This is a genomic window from Mycobacterium sp. DL440, assembly GCF_011745145.1.
In the GTDB taxonomy this organism is placed as follows: Bacteria; Actinomycetota; Actinomycetes; order Mycobacteriales; family Mycobacteriaceae; genus Mycobacterium.
This window is the reverse complement of the sequence record NZ_CP050191.1, coordinates 1,133,116-1,148,961: the sequence shown is the minus strand read 5'-3', so window position 1 is coordinate 1,148,961 and position 15,846 is coordinate 1,133,116. Positions and strand designations below refer to the sequence as shown.

Sequence of the window (15,846 nt, the reverse complement as noted above, 5' to 3'; positions counted from 1 at the left end):
GGTCGGTGCAGAGGTATATGCGGAGGTATCTGGTGCCAGGCAGCCTCGAACTGCTCGTTACGTCGGTCGCGACACAGCTCATGGCCGTCGACGCGGCAACGTCGGTTTCGGTGAGCCAACAGGTGCTCGCCGAGCTGGTCTCGTTCTTCGACGTGGACGTGAGCTTCCTGCGTCACAACGATCACGAGGCCCATGCGACACGGCTGGTGGCCGAGTGGCCGCCGCGTCCGCTCGACTCTCCGACCGACCCGATCGCCGTCATCCACTTCGCCGATGCCGACCCGGTTTTCGCGATGGCCGAGCATCTCAAGGAACCGGCGGTGTTCCGTCCGGAACCCGCCACCGACGACTACCAGCGCACGATCGAGGCCGGACGTCACATCCCGACCACCTCGATGGCGTGCGTGCCGCTGTTGTCCGGCGACATCACCACCGGGGTCCTGGGTTTCGTCAAGTTCGGCGACCGCGAGTGGCTACCCGCAGAGCTCAACGCGCTCAAGGCGATTGCGTCGTTGTTCGCTCAGGTGCAGGCCCGCATCGAGGCTGAAGACCGGTTGCGTTACCTCGCCGATCACGACCACCTGACCGGGCTGTACAACCGCCGGGCGCTGATGGCGCACCTGCAAGCCCGGCTGGCCCCCGGTCAGCCCGGGCCCGTGGTGGTGATGTTCTTCGACCTCGACCGGCTGAAGGCAATCAACGACTACCTGGGCCATACCGCGGGAGATGCGTTCATCAGCATCCTGGCCGAACGGTTACAGCGCGGGGACGACCAACCCAAGCTCATCGCGCGACTCGGCGGTGACGAGTTCGTCGTCGTCCCTGCGGCATCGATGACCGTCGAGGCGGCCACCGCACTCGCCTATCGACTCCAGTCGGTGCTGCGCGAACGGGTGACCATCGAAGGCGAGATGCTCACCCGCACCGTCAGCATCGGCCTGGCCGAAGGAATGCCGGGCCGGGACTCCACCTCCGATCTGCTCAACCGAGCCGACCACGCGGTGCTGACCGCCAAGAGCTCAGGCGGCAATCGGGTCGCGGTGTTCTCCGATGCAATGGCGATGGAGATCGACTTCCGCAACGACATCGAGTTGCACCTGCAGAGCGTGATCGAGAGCGGCGCGCTCGTGCTGCACTACCTGCCCGAGATCGACATGCGTACCGGCGAGGTGCTGGCCGCCGAAGCCCTGGTCCGCTGGCAGCACCCGACCCGAGGCCTGCTATCCCCCGACTCTTTCATCGGTGTGGCCGAATCCATAAACCTGGCAGGAGAATTGGGGCGCTGGGTGCTCCGGAACGCGTGCGCCGAGTTCGCCCGGTGGCGGTCCAACGGTGTCGGCCGCAACATCGTGCTCCGGATCAACGTGTCGCCGGTGCAGCTGGTGACCGACGGATTCGTCGAATCGGTGGCCGGCGTCATGAAGGAGTTCCGCCTGCCCCGCGGATCGGTCTGTCTGGAGATCACCGAGAGCATCGTGGTGCAGGACATCGAAACCACCCGCTCGACACTGACCGGACTGCACAAGGTGGGCGTGCAGGTGGCCATCGATGACTTCGGCACCGGCTACAGCGCGCTGTCGCTGTTGAAGTCCCTGCCGGTGGACACCCTCAAGATCGACCGCAGCTTTGTCGCCGGACTCGGTTCGGACCCGGGCGATCTACCGATCGTGCGTGCGGTGATCGCCTTGGCCGGAGCTTTCGGCCTCCAACTGGTGGCAGAGGGCGTGGAGACCGAACGTGCCGCGTTGACGCTGTTGCGGCACGGCTGCTACCGCGCCCAGGGCTTCTTGCTGTCCAAACCGATCCTCGGCCCCGAGATGGCCGCGCTACTGGCCAGAGGGCGGGTGCCGGTGCACTTCTCAGCTGCGCCGCGCACGTGATCGATACGACTCACGCTTCGAGTCGTGCACCCCGCCGGAGCTGCAATAGCCCGATACCGCTCCGCCCCGCCCGACCTCCAACAGTTCCAGTCGGCCGAATCGGCTCGCGCTGTAACCGACCAGGCCCACCTGCACGAGCTTGCCGGGTTCAATGAGCTGAGCAGCCACCGAGGTCGAGGCACCATGAGGTTCCGTCGATATGGCCACGCCATGGTGGGCCCGCAGGGCCAACGGACCGTCTGCGGTATCGATCACCGCGCCCAGTACTTCGCCCTCCTCGAACACGAGGCGCTGCAGGGTGGCGTTGTCCACGGTCGGGATCTGCCGGTCGTGTACCTGGGCCGACAACCAGTCACCGAGCACCGCTGCGGTGCCTGTGGCCGGCTCGGCCTCCAGCGCGCCCAGCATCTTGACCTGGATTTCCTCACCGGTGCCGGACGTCATCGAGGTGGTACCGCGGTCCGCCAACCGCGTGTAGAGCACGCCGTAGGGAGAAGTCAGGCATCGCTGTGCCCAGTCCTGCAGCCGAGCACCGTAGAACGGCGCGATCCGGCCACGTCCGGAAACGGGGGTCCATTCACTGACCGCCCGGACCATCAGGGCGGTGTCGTACTCGGCGTCAGCGAGAGGTTTCAGGTCCGCCGACAGGGCATCGAAGTACTCGCGGGTCTCGGGATCCTCGACGCCCACACCCAACCACGATGTCTCCGGTCCGGGCGTTAGCGATCGAGGGGCTCCCGGACGCACGATATGCACGTCAAGCCCGGCATCCGCCGCCGCTACGGCTGCGGCCAATGCTCCGAAGCCCGAGCCACAGCAAACGACGTCGACTTCGTCATCCCACATCGGCTAGTGACACTCCGCCTGAACCACCGGGTGCATTATCAAGATCGAATAATCTTGGTAGGCACCAGAAATTGAGGTCGCCATGGCCCGCACCGGGATTCGAGGGGGATTGCCGGTGCAGGCCATGGCAACGTTTCCAGGATAGCCCTTGGCTACTGCCGACCGCCAAATGGTGGCACTCGCCACAGCGCCCGCGGCCGTGGCGAACGCCGCAGCCGGGCGGGCAGCCCGCGACGAACCAAGAGTTATCACCCTAAGCACGATACATACCTTTAGAATGTTATGCACGTACGGCGAAGACTTTGAGTCTGCTGGTGGCGACGACTAATCAGACGGCCGCCTGCCGATCAGAGTCAGGAAGGCCCCGTGGTGACTGAGCAGCTCGACCGGCGAGCAGAGCTGACCCGCCTCCAGATCCTGCAGGCGGCGGCGCGACAGTTCGCCCGCACTCCCTACAGCCTGGTCAGCCTCGACGACATCCTGGCCGACGCCAACGTCACCAAGGGCGCGCTGTACTTCCACTTCCGGTCCAAGCACGCACTGGCGGTCTCGATCGTCGAACACCGGACCGAGCGCGCCCGGAAGGCAATCGAGGACGTCCTGGCCCGCAACCTGTCCGGAGCGGAGACATTGATCGATCTCTCGGGCCTGGTTGCCGCTGAAGACATCGGTGACCCCATCGCCCGGGCCTGCCTGAACCTCGTCGAATCCATCGGCCGGGCCGACGACCTGGGCCCGCGGGTGCTGAACGAATGGGTGCAGGGCTTCGCCGGCATCGCCAAACGGGCCATCGGCGAAGGCGATTTCACCGCTGAGACAGACCCCGAGGCGGTCGCCCGGTTGTTGGTGTCGATATACCTGGGCGTGCGTCAGACCAGTGACCTCGACGATCCAGCGCGGTTTCTCACCGACCTCGAGCACAGCTGGCTGCTGGCGATGGCCGGGTTCGTCGAGCCAGACCGGCTCGGCTACCTCAAACAATTCATCCGGCGACGCACCGCAGTGGGCATCAAGAAGGCGGCGCCACTGCGCCACCGCACAAAGTGATAGGAACGCCACAATGGCACGCCAGGCTCGATCCGAGCTGACCCGGCAGAAAATCATCACCGCCGCCGTCGACCTGTTCAGCGCGCACGGCTATCCGGCAACAGGGCTCGGCGACATCATCGCGCGGGCCGAGATGACCAAGGGTGCGCTGTACTACCACTTCGATTCCAAGGAGTCCCTGGCCGAGGCAATCATCGACGATGGCGGCGCCGCCATGCTGACCACGTTCCGCGCCATCGCCGAATCCTCTTCGCCGGCTTTGGAAAACACCATCCACGGATTGTTCGTCGTGGCCGACTTCACCCGGTCGGACAAGGTCTCCCAGATCGGTATGCAACTGCTACGGACGTTCAGCGGGATCAATGCCGCCGCCACCCGGGTGTACACGAGCTGGCTCGACGAGCTCACCGAACAACTGACCCAGGCCGCCGATGAAGGCGACCTGCGGGAAGGTCTGGATATCGCGGCTGCCGCCGAGGTGATCCTGGGCTCCATGTTGGGTGCCGAGGCACTGTCGCGGGCCACCACGACGGGCACCGACCTACGTGAACGCGTGGCCCGCACCTGGAATCTGCTGCTGCCCGCGATCGTCAGCCCGGAGTCGCTGGACTACTTCCGTGAGTTTCTCTCACGCGAATCGCTGCGGCGTGCGAAGGCCGCGGGATAGCCCTACAGCTCGTCGGCCCACAGCTGCTCGGTGAGGTCCTCGAACGTCGCCAAGGCCACCGGATCATCGCCGCGCAACAGCGCCGATTTGCTCATCCGCGCCCGCACGATCGACCCGTCGTGATGGACGAGATCGACGAGCAGGCCGGCATTGGCGCGCATCACCGACACCGCCGACTCGTCGGCGGGCAGTGAGTGAAACACCTCAGCAAACGGCATGTTCTTGACCGCGTCGGCGCAGCGACCCACCATCTCGCCGAAAGCGCTGTTCGCGAAGAGGATGGTGCCGTCTTCGGCGATCGCCAACACCGGCACCGGGAACCTCTCCAGCACCACCAGGGCAGGCAGGTTCTGCAGCAGTGTCATCGGAGATTGGGGGTCCTGACCGCTTTGGCGACGATCCACGCCCTCGATTATCGCCTGTGACCTCGGCCGGGCACCACCACCGCCCAGCAACATCTGACAGCGTCGCACTCGCATCGGGGCGACCGCGCATTGCGGGGTGGCCTGCGCCACTTGACTAACTAGGTTTACTCTGTGGAGCGACACCGCAGAGACAGGGGCAGGCATGGACCTGAAGTGGTCGACGAGCGACCAGGAATTCCGCGACGAGGTTCGCGACTTTCTCGCCAAGAATCTGACTCCCGAGCTCCGCCGCGCGGGCCAGTTGATGACCAGCGTGTATGCCGATCACGACGCCAGCATGGCCTGGCAGAAGGTCCTCCACGAGCGGGGATGGGCAGCTCCGGCCTGGCCGGTGGAACACGGCGGCTGCGATTGGAGCCTGACCCAGCACTACATCTTCAGCCGCGAATCGACCCTGGCCGGCGCCCCGTCGCTCTCACCCATGGGCATCCGCATGGTGGCTCACGCCATCATCAAATTCGGTACACCGGCGCAGAAGGACTACTTCCTTCCCGGCATCCTCACCGGCGAGGTGTTCTTCTGCCAGGGCTACTCCGAGCCCGAGGCCGGCTCGGACCTGGCCGCGCTGTCGATGGCAGCGGTGACCGACGGGGACGACCTGGTGTGCACCGGCAGCAAGATCTGGACCACCCACGCCCAGGAAGCCAACTGGATGTTCGCGCTGGTGCGCACCACCCGTGGCGCCAAGAAACAGCAGGGCATCACGTTCGTGCTGATCGACATGAGCTCCCCCGGCATCGAAATCCGTCCGCTTGTCATGACTTCCGGCGAAGAGGTACAGAATCAGGTCTTCTTCGACGAGGTCCGGGTACCGAAGTCCAACGTGATCGGCACGATCGACGACGGCTGGACCGTGGCCAAATATCTGCTGGAATTCGAGCGCGGCGGCGGCGCCAACGCGCCCGCCCTGCAGGTGCTGGGCGACGAAATCTCGGCGGTCGCCTCCGAACAACCCGGTCCCAACGGTGGCCGGCTGATCGACGACCCGGCGTTCAGCCGCAGGCTCGCCGACGCCCGGATCCGCACCGACGTATTGGAAATCCTGGAGTACCAGGTGCTGGCCGCGGTCGCCGAGGGCGGTCATCCCGGCACGGCGTCGTCGATGCTCAAGATCCTGAGCACCGAACTGAGCCAGACGCTGACCGAACTGTCCATGGAGGCCGCCGGCCCGCTGGCCCGTGCCTACCAACCGCACGCCACCTTCCCGGGCGGTCCGGTGGCCGAGTACGAGCCGCCCGCCGACGGCTATCACAGCGGAGCACCGTGGCAGGCGGTCGCGCCACTGCGCTACTTCAACGACCGGGCCGGATCGATCTACGCCGGTAGCAACGAAATTCAGCGAAACATCCTCGCCAAGGCAGAACTGGGGCTCTAGATGGACTTCAACCTGACCAACGAACAGGAACTCCTGAGCGACGGGCTGACCAAGTTCCTGGCCAGTCGCTACGACCTGACATCGAGCCGTGCCGCGGCCAAGACCGGCCCGGGATGGCAGCCCGAGATCTGGCGTGGCTTCGCCGACGAACTCGGCATCCTGGGCGCCACCCTGCCCGAGGAGGCCGGTGGCATCGGTGGTGGCCCGGTCGAAACCATGGTCATCGCTGAAGCTTTGGGCCACGCCCTGGTCATCGAGCCTTTTGTGGATACCGTGGTGGTGGCCGGTGGTCTGCTGCACCGGTCCGGTGGCGCGGGCGCGGCCGCCCTGTTGGAGGACATCGTGGCGGGTTCAGCCATCGTCGCGCTGGCGGCCACCGAGCCGATTTCCGGGGACAACTGGCGCGACGTGTCCACCACCGCGCGCCGAGACGGCGACGAGTGGGTGCTCGACGGCTCCAAGGTGATGGCCGTCGACGCACCGCTGGCCACCCACCTGCTGGTGACCGCGCGTACCTCGGGGGAACGCGCCGACACCGACGGGATCTCCCTGTTCCTGGTCGAGATCGCCTCGTTGACAACGGGATTCACCGCTCATCCATATCGCACAGTGGACGACCGCCGGGCGTCGGACCTGACGTTCTCCGACGTCCGGTTGCCTGCCGGGGCGTTATTGGGGACCGAGGGTCAGGCCTGGCCGTCGCTGGACCTGGCCCGTGACGAGGGGGCGGCGGCGGTCTGCGCCGAGGCCGTGGGCGGAATGCGCAAGGTGCTGGCCGACACGGTCGAGTACTGCAAACAGCGCCAGCAGTTCGGCCTGCCCATCGGTAGCTTCCAGGCGTTGCAGCACCGGATGGTCGACATGCACATGGAGGTCGAACAGGCTTCAGCGGCGGTGTATCTCGCCGTGCTGAACCTCGATGCCGAACCCGCGCAACGGGCCAAGGCCGTATCGGCGGCAAAGGCCACCATCGGCCGGGCCGCGCGCTTCGTCGGGCAGAACGCCGTGCAGTTGCACGGAGGCATGGGGATGACCGAGGAACTGGCGATCGGTCACTACTTCAAGCGGCTCACCGCGGTGCAGTACGAGTTCGGGTCAACCGATTACCACGTCTCCCGCTACGCGGAGCTGACCCGGGCCTGAGGCCGACCTGGGCTCGGCGCGCACCGAAACTGAACCAGCGGGGACGGCGGCGCTCGCGGTGCTCATCCGTAGTCTGGACCGATGAGCGTGCGGGGCTGGCTGCTGCTGAGCGCGATGAGCATCATCTGGGGTATCCCGTACCTCCTGATTAAAATCGCCGTCGAAGGCGTGTCGGTGCCCGTGCTGGTCCTGGCCCGCACCGCCATTGGCGCGGCAGTCTTGTTGCCGCTGGTGATGTCGCGCGCGGCCTGGGCGCCGGTGCTGCGGCATTGGCGGCCCGTGCTCGCCTTCGCGTTCTTCGAGATCATCGCGGCGTGGTTCCTGCTCTCCGATGCCGAACGCCACCTGAGCAGCTCGTTGACGGGCCTGTTGATCGCCACCGCCCCGATCATCGCCGCGGTTCTCGATCGGCTCACCGGTGGAGAACGGTTGAGCGCCAAGCGGATTACGGGACTCGGGGTTGGTCTATCCGGTGTGGCGCTGCTCGCCGGGCCAGGGCTGACGGGTGGGCATGGCTGGTCGATCGCCGAAGTGCTGCTGGTGGCAACCTGTTACGCGATCGCTCCGCTGATCGCCGGGCGCTACCTGGGCGACGTGCCCGCCCTTCCGTTGACCGCGGCCTGCCTGTCCGTCGCGGCACTGATCTACATCACGCCGGCGCTGACCACCTGGCCGGACCCGATGCCGTCGCACCGCGTACTGGTGGCCCTGGCCGCACTCGCCGTGGTCTGCACGGCATTGGCATTCGTCGTGTTCTTCGCGCTGATCCGCGAGGTCGGAGGTGCGCGGGCACTCGTGTTCACCTACGTCAACCCGGCCGTCGCCCTGGCCGCCGGGGTCATCGTGCTGGGCGAGCCGCTGACCGTCTACAACGTGGCCGGCTTGGCGCTGATCCTCGCCGGATCGGTCCTGGCGACCCGCACGACTCGCGATCCCGATCCGCAGACCGAAGCCGAAGTCAGCCGCGCCGGCCCGCGCTGAGCATCTCCTCGACCGACACGAATTTCACCCGCGGCCGTGCCGCCTGGACACCACGGTCCCGTTCGGCGGCATCGATCGCGCGCCATCCTGGCCAGCCGACCGGGTCTGCTCCCCGAGCGGCCAACAGCGCATCGAGCGACTCGCGATCTTCGACGTCACGCGTCAACAGACCGGCATCGAAATCCGCCCACAGCTGGGCCACCGTCTGCTCGGCACACAACCGGTTTGTGCCGATGACACCACGCGGTCCGCGCTTGATCCAGCCGGTCACATAGGTGCCGGGCACCGGTGCACCGTCGACGACTCGACCGGAATCGTTGGGCACGATCCCGGAGTCCTCGTCGTAGGGCAGGCCCGCGATCGGCAGTCCGCGGTATCCGATCGAACGCAGGATCAGCGACGTCTCGAGCACTCCGGTACCGCATCGGTCAGTGCTGATCACGATCCCTTCGGCCCGGTCGGCACCGACGATGGCGACCGGGGTGGCGCCGAACCGGAACACCACGCGCTTGTTCCCCGGCGTCGGGGGGCGCTCGGCGTACTCCCGGGCGATGGCGAGCTTGAACGAAGTTTCGACGTCGTCGTGCTCGTCGTCGGCGGGCAGATCCTCGGGGTCGACGATGATGTCGACGCCCTCGAGGTGGCCAAGGGCCAGGAACTCCCCCGCCGAGAACGCGGCGTGACCGATATCGCGTCGCGCCAGGATCACGACTTCCCGGATCGCGCTGTCGGCCAAGGCATCCAGGGTGTGCTGGGCGATGTCGGTGGCCGCCAGCGCGACCCGGTCCATGAGCAACACCCGAGCGACGTCGAGGGCGACGTTGCCGTTCCCCACAATGACCGCCCGCTCACCCGACAGATCGAACTGGTGCGCAGCGTGGTCGGGGTGGCCGTTGTACCAACCGACGAACTCGGCCGCAGCGTGGTGCCCCATCAGATCCTCGCCCTCGATACCCAGCCGCCGACTGGTGGCCGCCCCCACCGCGTAGATCACCGCGTGGTGATGAGCGAGGAGTTCATCATGATTGAGGGTCCGGCCAACCTCGACGTTGAAATGGCTGGCGAACCGTGAGCTCGTGAACACGCGCTCGAAGATGTCGACCACCGACTTGGTGTGCTGGTGGTCGGGGGCCACGCCCGCCCGGATCAGGCCGAACGGCGTGGGTAGTCGCTCGAACAGGTTGATCTCCACACCGTCGACATCGATCAACTCGGCGGCGGCGTAGCAGGCGGCCGGTCCGGAACCGACGATGGCGACCCGTAGCGATCCCGGGTCGACCCGCGAGCGAGATGTGGCCGTCGGTACCGTCACCGGCTCTAGCGGATGGCGCTTGAAGTACGCGGCATTGAGGTCCTTGAACCGCTGCAGTTCACCGGGCAAGTCCTCTTCGTAGTGGATCGCGCCCACCGGGCACTCCTCGAAGCACGCTCCACAGTCGATGCACGATTCCGGATCGATGTAGAGCATCTCGGCCGACATGGAATCCAGCCCGCCCTCCGCCGGACGGATGCAGTCCACCGGACACACCGGAACACAACTGGCGTCCTTGCAGCAGTTCTGCGTGATCACGTAAGCCATCGGACCTCCCCCTTCAGATCTGAGCAGATCATACTGGACACCTGTCCGGTTTTCCGAGTCAGCAGTCCCGTCCAAACACTCACCGGCGGCCGAAATGCACGAATACCAACACTAAATATGGGTTGATACATGCAGTTTCGCTGAGCGATTGCCAATCGGGCCGCGAATCTATATCTTGGACACATGTCCAGGCCAGCGGTGGCTACGGTCACACGCCTAAACGACGCACAGTGTCAGCGCGTCCGCGCGCAGCGTCGTGTCTTCGGTGCGGCGACGCAACTTCTCGATGCAGACAACGACGTCTCGGTGCCGGCGCTGGCAGCTCGCGCGAAGATGGCGCCAGCGGCGCTCTACGCACATTTCCCATCCATCGAGGTGGTCTTCGCCGAGCTGTACCTGGACCGGGTGATTCAGCTGCCGCTGGACATCGATCCCGCGACCAGCCCCACCGACCGGGTCACCCAGCAGCTCACCGCACTCACGCTGTTGATGGCCGATGAGCCTCGATTGGCGCGCGCCTGCACCCAGGCACTGATGAGCACCGACGACGAGATGGTCGACGATGTACGTGGGCGGATCGCGGTTGAGATCACGCGCCGAATCTCGACCGCCCTGGGCGGCGGAGCTTGGCCCGAGGTACTCGCCACCTTGGAATCAGTGTTCTGGGGCGCACTGCTGCAGGCACAATCGGGCGCGATGAGCTACCGACAGATGGCCCGCCAGCTCGAGACGATGGTCTCGCTGATCGTGCCCGGCGGCTGAGGGCCACCCCTTCCGGCTCAAGCCATCGCGGCCAACCACCCCCGGTACTCGGTGATGTCGCGGCCATATGCTGGCGCGGTGTGGTCACAGCCGAAGCCGGTGATCCAGCGGCCGTCGTCGAGCTCCACCTTCCCGAGCAACATCGGTGCGGGTAACTCGGCCAGGAACTCGCCCAGCGCAGCCGGGGACAACAGCCACCGTTCTCCGACAATCGGGGCACCGCCCTCGCCCACGCGCGTCAGCCCCGGTTTGGGCGGAACCGTGTCGAGTGCGTACAGACGGTAATGCGGTGCGGTCGTGATCGGCCCGGCCCAGCGCGCCCCCCGCCCGCTGAGCTGGTGTTCCAGCGGCTGCCCGCGCAGATGCGCACCGAACACCGCAAGCTCTGTCAACGGCGCGCCGCCCGACTCGGGCCAGGTCCCGGCCGACGGGGCATCGAGGAACCGGGCGGCCAAATCGGCGATGACGCCGTCGTGGAATCCCGGTGCCAGCAGGGTGATTCCGAACTGCGCACCGTCGGACACCGTCCCCGCGGGAACTGCGATGGCGCACATGTCGAAGAGGTTGCAGAAGTTCGTGAACCGGCCCATCCGGGAGTTCACGGCAACCGGGTCAGCCGCGACCTCGTCGATGCGTGGATGCTCGGGGGCGGTCGGCACCATGAGCGCGTGACAGCCGGCGAGCTGCGTCAACGCCTTGCCGCGCAGCTCATCGACATGGCGACGATCACGCAGCAGGTCCGTGGCCGAATACCTCCCCGCCGCGGTGATGATCGCAGCCACGGTCGGATCCAACCCCGCATCAAGGCCTGCCGTGCTGACGAACTCCCCTACCGCATCCCATCTTTCAGCGACCAGAGCGCCGCTGTAGAGCAGCTCGGCCGCGGCGAAGAAGTCGTCCATCGGGATCGGGACCGTGTCGAATCCGGCGTCCTTCGCCTGGCGTACGGCGGCGTCGAAGGTGGCCTGCCATTCATCGTCGAGTCCGGTCAGCGCTTCCGGAATCGCGATCCGAGGAGTCACCGGCGCTGCGAAGGGAACCTCGGCCGGCCACTGCCGTTGCGGTGCCCCGGCGCCCATCACGGCCATCGCCGACTGTGCCGTGGCCAGATCAGCGGCGAAGATCGTCACACAGTCATAACTGGCGCACGCCGGGACGACGCCCTCGGTCGAGACCACACCGAGGGTTGGCTTGATCCCGACAATGCCCTGCAGTCCGGCTGGGACCCGACCGGACCCGGCGGTGTCGGTACCGATCGCGATGTCGGCGAATCCGAGCGCGACGGCCACCGCCGACCCGGAACTCGACCCACCGGAAATGTAGTCGGGCCGACGGGAATCCCGCACCGCGCCATAGGGACTGCGGGTCCCCACCAAGCCGGTGGCGAACTGGTCGAGATTGGTCTTTCCGATGACGACAGCACCGGCGGCCTTGAGAGCGGACACCGCCGGTGCGTCGGCATGGGGAATGTAACTGAAGTCTGGGCACGCTGCAGTGGTGGGTATCCCAGCCACGTCGACGTTGTCCTTGACCGCGAGCACCAAACCGGCCAGGGATCCGCCACCCGCAAGCGCCGCACGGTGTTCGTCCTCGACCTCGGCCTGCGGACGCAGGTGGACGAACACCTCGGATCGCCCGCTATCGGCGATGTGGCGGTAGATCTCGGCAATCCGACGCCGGGCCGATGATTCGCTCGCAAGCTCGCTCATGCAGATTCCTTTCGTGCGAATTCTCCTGCTGCTGCCCACCGCTCACGTTCCTCGGCCCGTGCCGCCTCCATCGCAGTGCGCTTCACCGCGATGTCCTCGGCATTGGCGTCCAGGAACTGCTCATGCTCGGCCAACGAGAACGTCCCGTCGGTGATCTCGATATGGCCGCGTCCGGCGGCCATGTCGGCGCGCAGGTCCAGCAGCTCCTCGGCGGATACCGGATACCACTGAATCCGGTCGAAAAACCTCAGTAGCCAGGGATGTTCGGGGTCGAATCCCTGGGCCACCAGTGGATGACGATGGTTCCAGATCTGCGTGGTGCGCCCGACGAACTGGTATCCGCCCGGCCCCTCCATCCCGTAGATGCACAGGTAGGCACCGCCGATACCGACCGCGTTCTCCGGGGTCCAGGTGCGTGCCGGGTTGTACTTGGTCGTCACCAGACGATGCCTCGGATCCAGCGGTGTGGCGACCGGAGCACCCAGGTATACATCGCCGAGACCGAGCACCAGATATTCGGCGTCATAGACGATTCGGTGCACATCGTCGACCGAATCCAGACCGTTCATGCGGCGGATGAACTCGATGTTCCACGGGCACCACGGCGCATCGGCCCGTACGCCGTGCATATAGCGTTCGATCGCCTCCCGCGTTGACGGGTCATCCCAGCTCAGCGGCAACCGCACGGTCCGACTGGGCACCACCAGATCCTGCGCGGCAGGCAACGAGGCCTCGAGTTCGGCCAGCAGCGGCACCAGCGCCGATTGTGGCAGCCGGGCCGGGTCCACCTTGACCTGCAGCGAACGGATCCCGGGCGTGAGGTCGATGAGTCCATCGGGCCGGTGTTGTTCCAGCGCGTGGTGCAGGGCGTGCGCGCGGGCCCGCAATGCGAGGTCTAAGCGCATTTCGCCGTATTCGACCAAGACGTTGTCGTCCCCGATCCGCCGATAGGTAACCGCCGTGCTGCCATCCGATGAGGTTGTGCCGGAGATGATTCCGTCGTCCTCATCGCCGCCTGGGGAGAACACCGCCGCGATGTTGGCCCGGCGCGCCGGGCCGACAGTGGCCGGCGAGGCCGCCGACGCTGCCTGCACCGGGACGAACCGGATGGTGGCACCGGGAGCGAGTTGGCCCAGCTTCCACCGGTCGGCAGCGGTGACGGTGACCGGGCAGACGAAACCGCCGAGGCTGGGCCCGTCGGGTCCGAGCAGGATCGGGGTATCCCCGGTGAAGTCGAGCGAGCCGACCGAATAGGCGTTGTCGTGGATGTTCGACGGGTGCAGTCCAGCTTCACCGCCGTCGGTGCGGGCCCATTCCGGTTTCGGCCCGATCAGCCGGACACCGGTGCGGTCGGAGTTGAAGTGCACCACGTAGTCGTGGTTGAGCAGCGTGTCGATGTCGTTGCGGGTGAAGAATTCCGGCGCGGAGTGCGGGCCGACGGTCACTGCGATGTACCAGTGGTGGCCGATGGCCGGCTGCTCCTCGAACAGGATGCGCCGACGAGTGCCTGCAGGCGCCCCGGCGGTTTCCAACTTGTCCCCCACCGCCAGCACCCGGCCCTCGTGACCGCCGAACCGGCCGAGAGTGAATGTCGATGCGCTGCCGAGGTATTCGTCGGCCTGCAGCCCGCCCGCCAAGGCGATGTAGACCCGCAGGCCCGGGCCGTCAACCATGCCGACGTCCAGAACCTGACCAGCCTCGGCCAGCAAAGGTACCCACTGCGCCACCCGTGCGCCGTCGACGCTCACCGGCGCAGCGGCTCCCGTGACACATACCCAGGTGTCGGTGTCGAAGCGCAACGCCGGTCCGCCCATCGTGGCCTCGAGGCCGGGCGCGCCCTCGGGGTTACCCACCGCGATGTTGGCCAGCCGGAAGGACACATCGTCCATCGGTCCCGACGGCGGCACCCCGATCTGCCAGTACCCGGTCCGTCCCGGCCAGTCCTGGATCGTGGTGGCCATGCCGGGCCGGATCACCTCTAGCGTGGTCATGGTCGGGTCACGACCATCCGCACGGCTGTCGGGTCGAATCCGTTGCACGGGTTGTTGATCTGCGGGCAGTTCGACACCAGCACCAACGTGTCGATCTCGGCCCGCAGCGACACCGCCTTGCCCGGTGCCGACAGGCCATCGACGATGCCCAGTGCGCCATCCGGATCTACCGGCACGTTCATGAAGAAATTGATGTTGCTGACGATGTCGGCCTTGGTCAGCCCCCACCGGGCGCCTTCGCCGACGAAGTTCTCCACACAGGCGTGCTGGTGTTTGGTGTGGTGTCCGTAGCGCAACGTGTTCGATTCCTGTGAGCAGGCCCCGCCGAGAGTGTCGTGGTTGCCGACCTCGTCGTCGATGATGGTCAGCATCGGCTCGCCGTCACTGTCACGCAGCACCGAACCGGTGGTCAGGAAGATGTTGCCCTGGGCCGTGATCGTGGCCGGGGCGCTGTAGCGCACGGTGTGGTCGTCGGCCCCGTAGAACAAGGTGTCCACGGCCTGGTTGCCGTGCAGATCGACGACGGTGAGCACGTCCCCGGCGCGCACGATCTTCGACCACGGGGCGCGTGGCGCAACGATTTCATCGACGATGGTGTGGGCAGCGGTGACGGTCATCGGGCACTCCAGACATCTTCGGAATTCAGGTAGGCGCGTAGGTATTCCGGATCGCGGTCACCGACCGTGGCGCCGATCTCGGCCAGGTCACCCGGCGCGGACCAGGCCAGCACCTCCAGGGAACCGACAGTGAACTGCGGCGCCGGGTCCAGGGGGTGCGCGGTATTCGCGAGAGCCACGATCAGCGGCAGGTGGGTGATCAGTTCAATGGCCGTGCCGGCGCCGGCCGACCCGGTGGACACCAGCGTGCCGTCGAGATCGACCCGCACACCGTGGAAGAACGACACGCTGGGCGCGACGTCGCGTCGGGTCAAGCCGTTCTTGACGGCTGCCAGCGCGAGCAGTTCACGACCGGACGGGCTCGGCGACTCCACGTCGCCTGCACCGTATTTGGCGGCATTGCCGGACCGGGTGGTGGTCCCGCACAGGGCATCGTGGTGGCCCGAGGTGTCGGACACCAGGGTGGCCAACACCCGGCCCTGGTCGCTGAGCAGCGGATGGCCCGACGAAAGATAGGCCTGCCAGGGCACTTTCACGGTGTCGGCGACATTGAGCCGCTCCCAGGGTGCATCTGCCCGCCACAGCAGCAGGTGGGCACACGCGGTGCCGTTGAGGTCGCGCAGCCGCAGCCGGGTGCCGCGGGCCAGCACCTTGCTGGTGTAGCGACCACCGGGAACCGTTTCAGCCCAGGTCAATTGCTCGGCAGCGACATCCTGCGGCGGTGTGGGCCAGGCCGAGGCGGGCACCACCGGCATCGAATCGGTGAGGGTGCCGGCCTGGGCGCGGGCATGGTCGCGGGCGCCTGCGGTCGTCGCAGTGGTCAT

At 66.5% G+C, this 15,846-nt stretch carries 14 protein-coding genes; 7 read left to right on the top strand and 7 right to left on the bottom strand.

Features of this window, described 5'->3' with window-relative positions; genetic code table 11:
* Nucleotides 1-17 precede the first annotated feature (17 nt).
* A complete protein-coding gene (locus HBE63_RS05715) occupies nucleotides 18-1,880 on the top strand; it encodes a putative bifunctional diguanylate cyclase/phosphodiesterase (protein WP_371814923.1) in 1,863 nt (620 codons plus the stop codon).
* Here HBE63_RS05715 and HBE63_RS05710 read toward each other — a convergent pair.
* Nucleotides 1,860-2,726, bottom strand: coding sequence for an FAD-binding protein (locus tag HBE63_RS05710; RefSeq protein WP_166903885.1), 867 nt, complete (start codon nucleotides 2,724-2,726; stop codon nucleotides 1,860-1,862). The two genes, HBE63_RS05715 and HBE63_RS05710, sit on opposite strands and share 21 nt — an antisense overlap.
* A gap of 366 nt (nucleotides 2,727-3,092) precedes the next feature.
* On the opposite strand from HBE63_RS05710, the gene HBE63_RS05705 reads away from it, so the two are divergent.
* Both HBE63_RS05705 and HBE63_RS05700 read left to right on the top strand, forming a co-directional pair.
* On the top strand, nucleotides 3,093-3,773 hold the full coding sequence (locus HBE63_RS05705) for a TetR family transcriptional regulator (protein ID WP_371814922.1): 681 nt from the start codon (nucleotides 3,093-3,095) through the stop codon (nucleotides 3,771-3,773).
* A gap of 13 nt (nucleotides 3,774-3,786) precedes the next feature.
* The gene (locus HBE63_RS05700) at nucleotides 3,787-4,440 is read left to right on the top strand and encodes a ScbR family autoregulator-binding transcription factor (RefSeq protein ID WP_166903883.1); all 654 of its coding nucleotides are present in this window, start codon (nucleotides 3,787-3,789) and stop codon (nucleotides 4,438-4,440) included.
* A gap of 2 nt (nucleotides 4,441-4,442) precedes the next feature.
* Here HBE63_RS05700 and HBE63_RS05695 read toward each other — a convergent pair whose 3' ends face one another.
* The gene (locus tag HBE63_RS05695; protein WP_208301411.1) at nucleotides 4,443-4,805 is read right to left on the bottom strand and encodes a PAS domain-containing protein; all 363 of its coding nucleotides are present in this window, start codon (nucleotides 4,803-4,805) and stop codon (nucleotides 4,443-4,445) included.
* A 202-nt stretch (nucleotides 4,806-5,007) separates the two neighbouring features.
* Between HBE63_RS05695 and HBE63_RS05690 the strand changes: the two genes are divergently transcribed.
* The 3 genes from HBE63_RS05690 to HBE63_RS05680 all read left to right on the top strand — a co-directional run bounded on the left by HBE63_RS05690 (nucleotide 5,008) and on the right by HBE63_RS05680 (nucleotide 8,364).
* Nucleotides 5,008-6,240, top strand: coding sequence for an acyl-CoA dehydrogenase family protein (locus HBE63_RS05690; RefSeq protein ID WP_166903881.1), 1,233 nt, complete (start codon nucleotides 5,008-5,010; stop codon nucleotides 6,238-6,240).
* Nucleotides 6,241-7,383: an acyl-CoA dehydrogenase family protein gene (locus HBE63_RS05685; protein ID WP_166903880.1), complete on the top strand. Its 1,143-nt coding sequence runs from the start codon at nucleotides 6,241-6,243 to the stop codon at nucleotides 7,381-7,383. It begins immediately after the preceding gene.
* A gap of 81 nt (nucleotides 7,384-7,464) precedes the next feature.
* On the top strand, nucleotides 7,465-8,364 hold the full coding sequence (locus HBE63_RS05680; protein WP_166903879.1) for a DMT family transporter: 900 nt from the start codon (nucleotides 7,465-7,467) through the stop codon (nucleotides 8,362-8,364).
* Here the strand turns inward: HBE63_RS05680 and HBE63_RS05675 are convergent.
* Nucleotides 8,342-9,943, bottom strand: coding sequence for an FAD-dependent oxidoreductase (locus HBE63_RS05675; RefSeq protein ID WP_166903878.1), 1,602 nt, complete (start codon nucleotides 9,941-9,943; stop codon nucleotides 8,342-8,344). The two genes, HBE63_RS05680 and HBE63_RS05675, sit on opposite strands and share 23 nt — an antisense overlap.
* A 183-nt stretch (nucleotides 9,944-10,126) precedes the next feature.
* On the opposite strand from HBE63_RS05675, the gene HBE63_RS05670 reads away from it, so the two are divergent.
* Entirely contained in the window at nucleotides 10,127-10,705 is a 579-nt protein-coding gene (locus HBE63_RS05670; protein ID WP_243858527.1) for a TetR family transcriptional regulator, read from the top strand.
* A gap of 17 nt (nucleotides 10,706-10,722) precedes the next feature.
* Here the strand turns inward: HBE63_RS05670 and atzF are convergent, their stop codons facing one another.
* From atzF to HBE63_RS05650, 4 genes are read right to left on the bottom strand one after another with little or no spacing between them, the layout of a single operon-like run.
* Nucleotides 10,723-12,414, bottom strand: a complete 1,692-nt coding sequence (gene atzF / locus HBE63_RS05665; RefSeq protein WP_166903877.1) for an allophanate hydrolase — start codon at nucleotides 12,412-12,414, stop codon at nucleotides 10,723-10,725.
* Nucleotides 12,411-14,405: a 5-oxoprolinase/urea amidolyase family protein gene (locus HBE63_RS05660; protein WP_166903876.1), complete on the bottom strand. Its 1,995-nt coding sequence runs from the start codon at nucleotides 14,403-14,405 to the stop codon at nucleotides 12,411-12,413. Before HBE63_RS05660 ends, atzF begins: the two co-directional genes overlap by 4 nt.
* Nucleotides 14,402-15,022 (bottom strand): urea amidolyase associated protein UAAP2, encoded by a 621-nt coding sequence (locus tag HBE63_RS05655; RefSeq protein WP_166903875.1) that lies wholly within the window; start codon nucleotides 15,020-15,022, stop codon nucleotides 14,402-14,404. The genes HBE63_RS05660 and HBE63_RS05655 overlap by 4 nt, the downstream gene beginning before the upstream one ends.
* Nucleotides 15,019-15,846: an urea amidolyase associated protein UAAP1 gene (locus HBE63_RS05650; RefSeq protein ID WP_166903874.1), complete on the bottom strand. Its 828-nt coding sequence runs from the start codon at nucleotides 15,844-15,846 to the stop codon at nucleotides 15,019-15,021. Before HBE63_RS05650 ends, HBE63_RS05655 begins: the two co-directional genes overlap by 4 nt.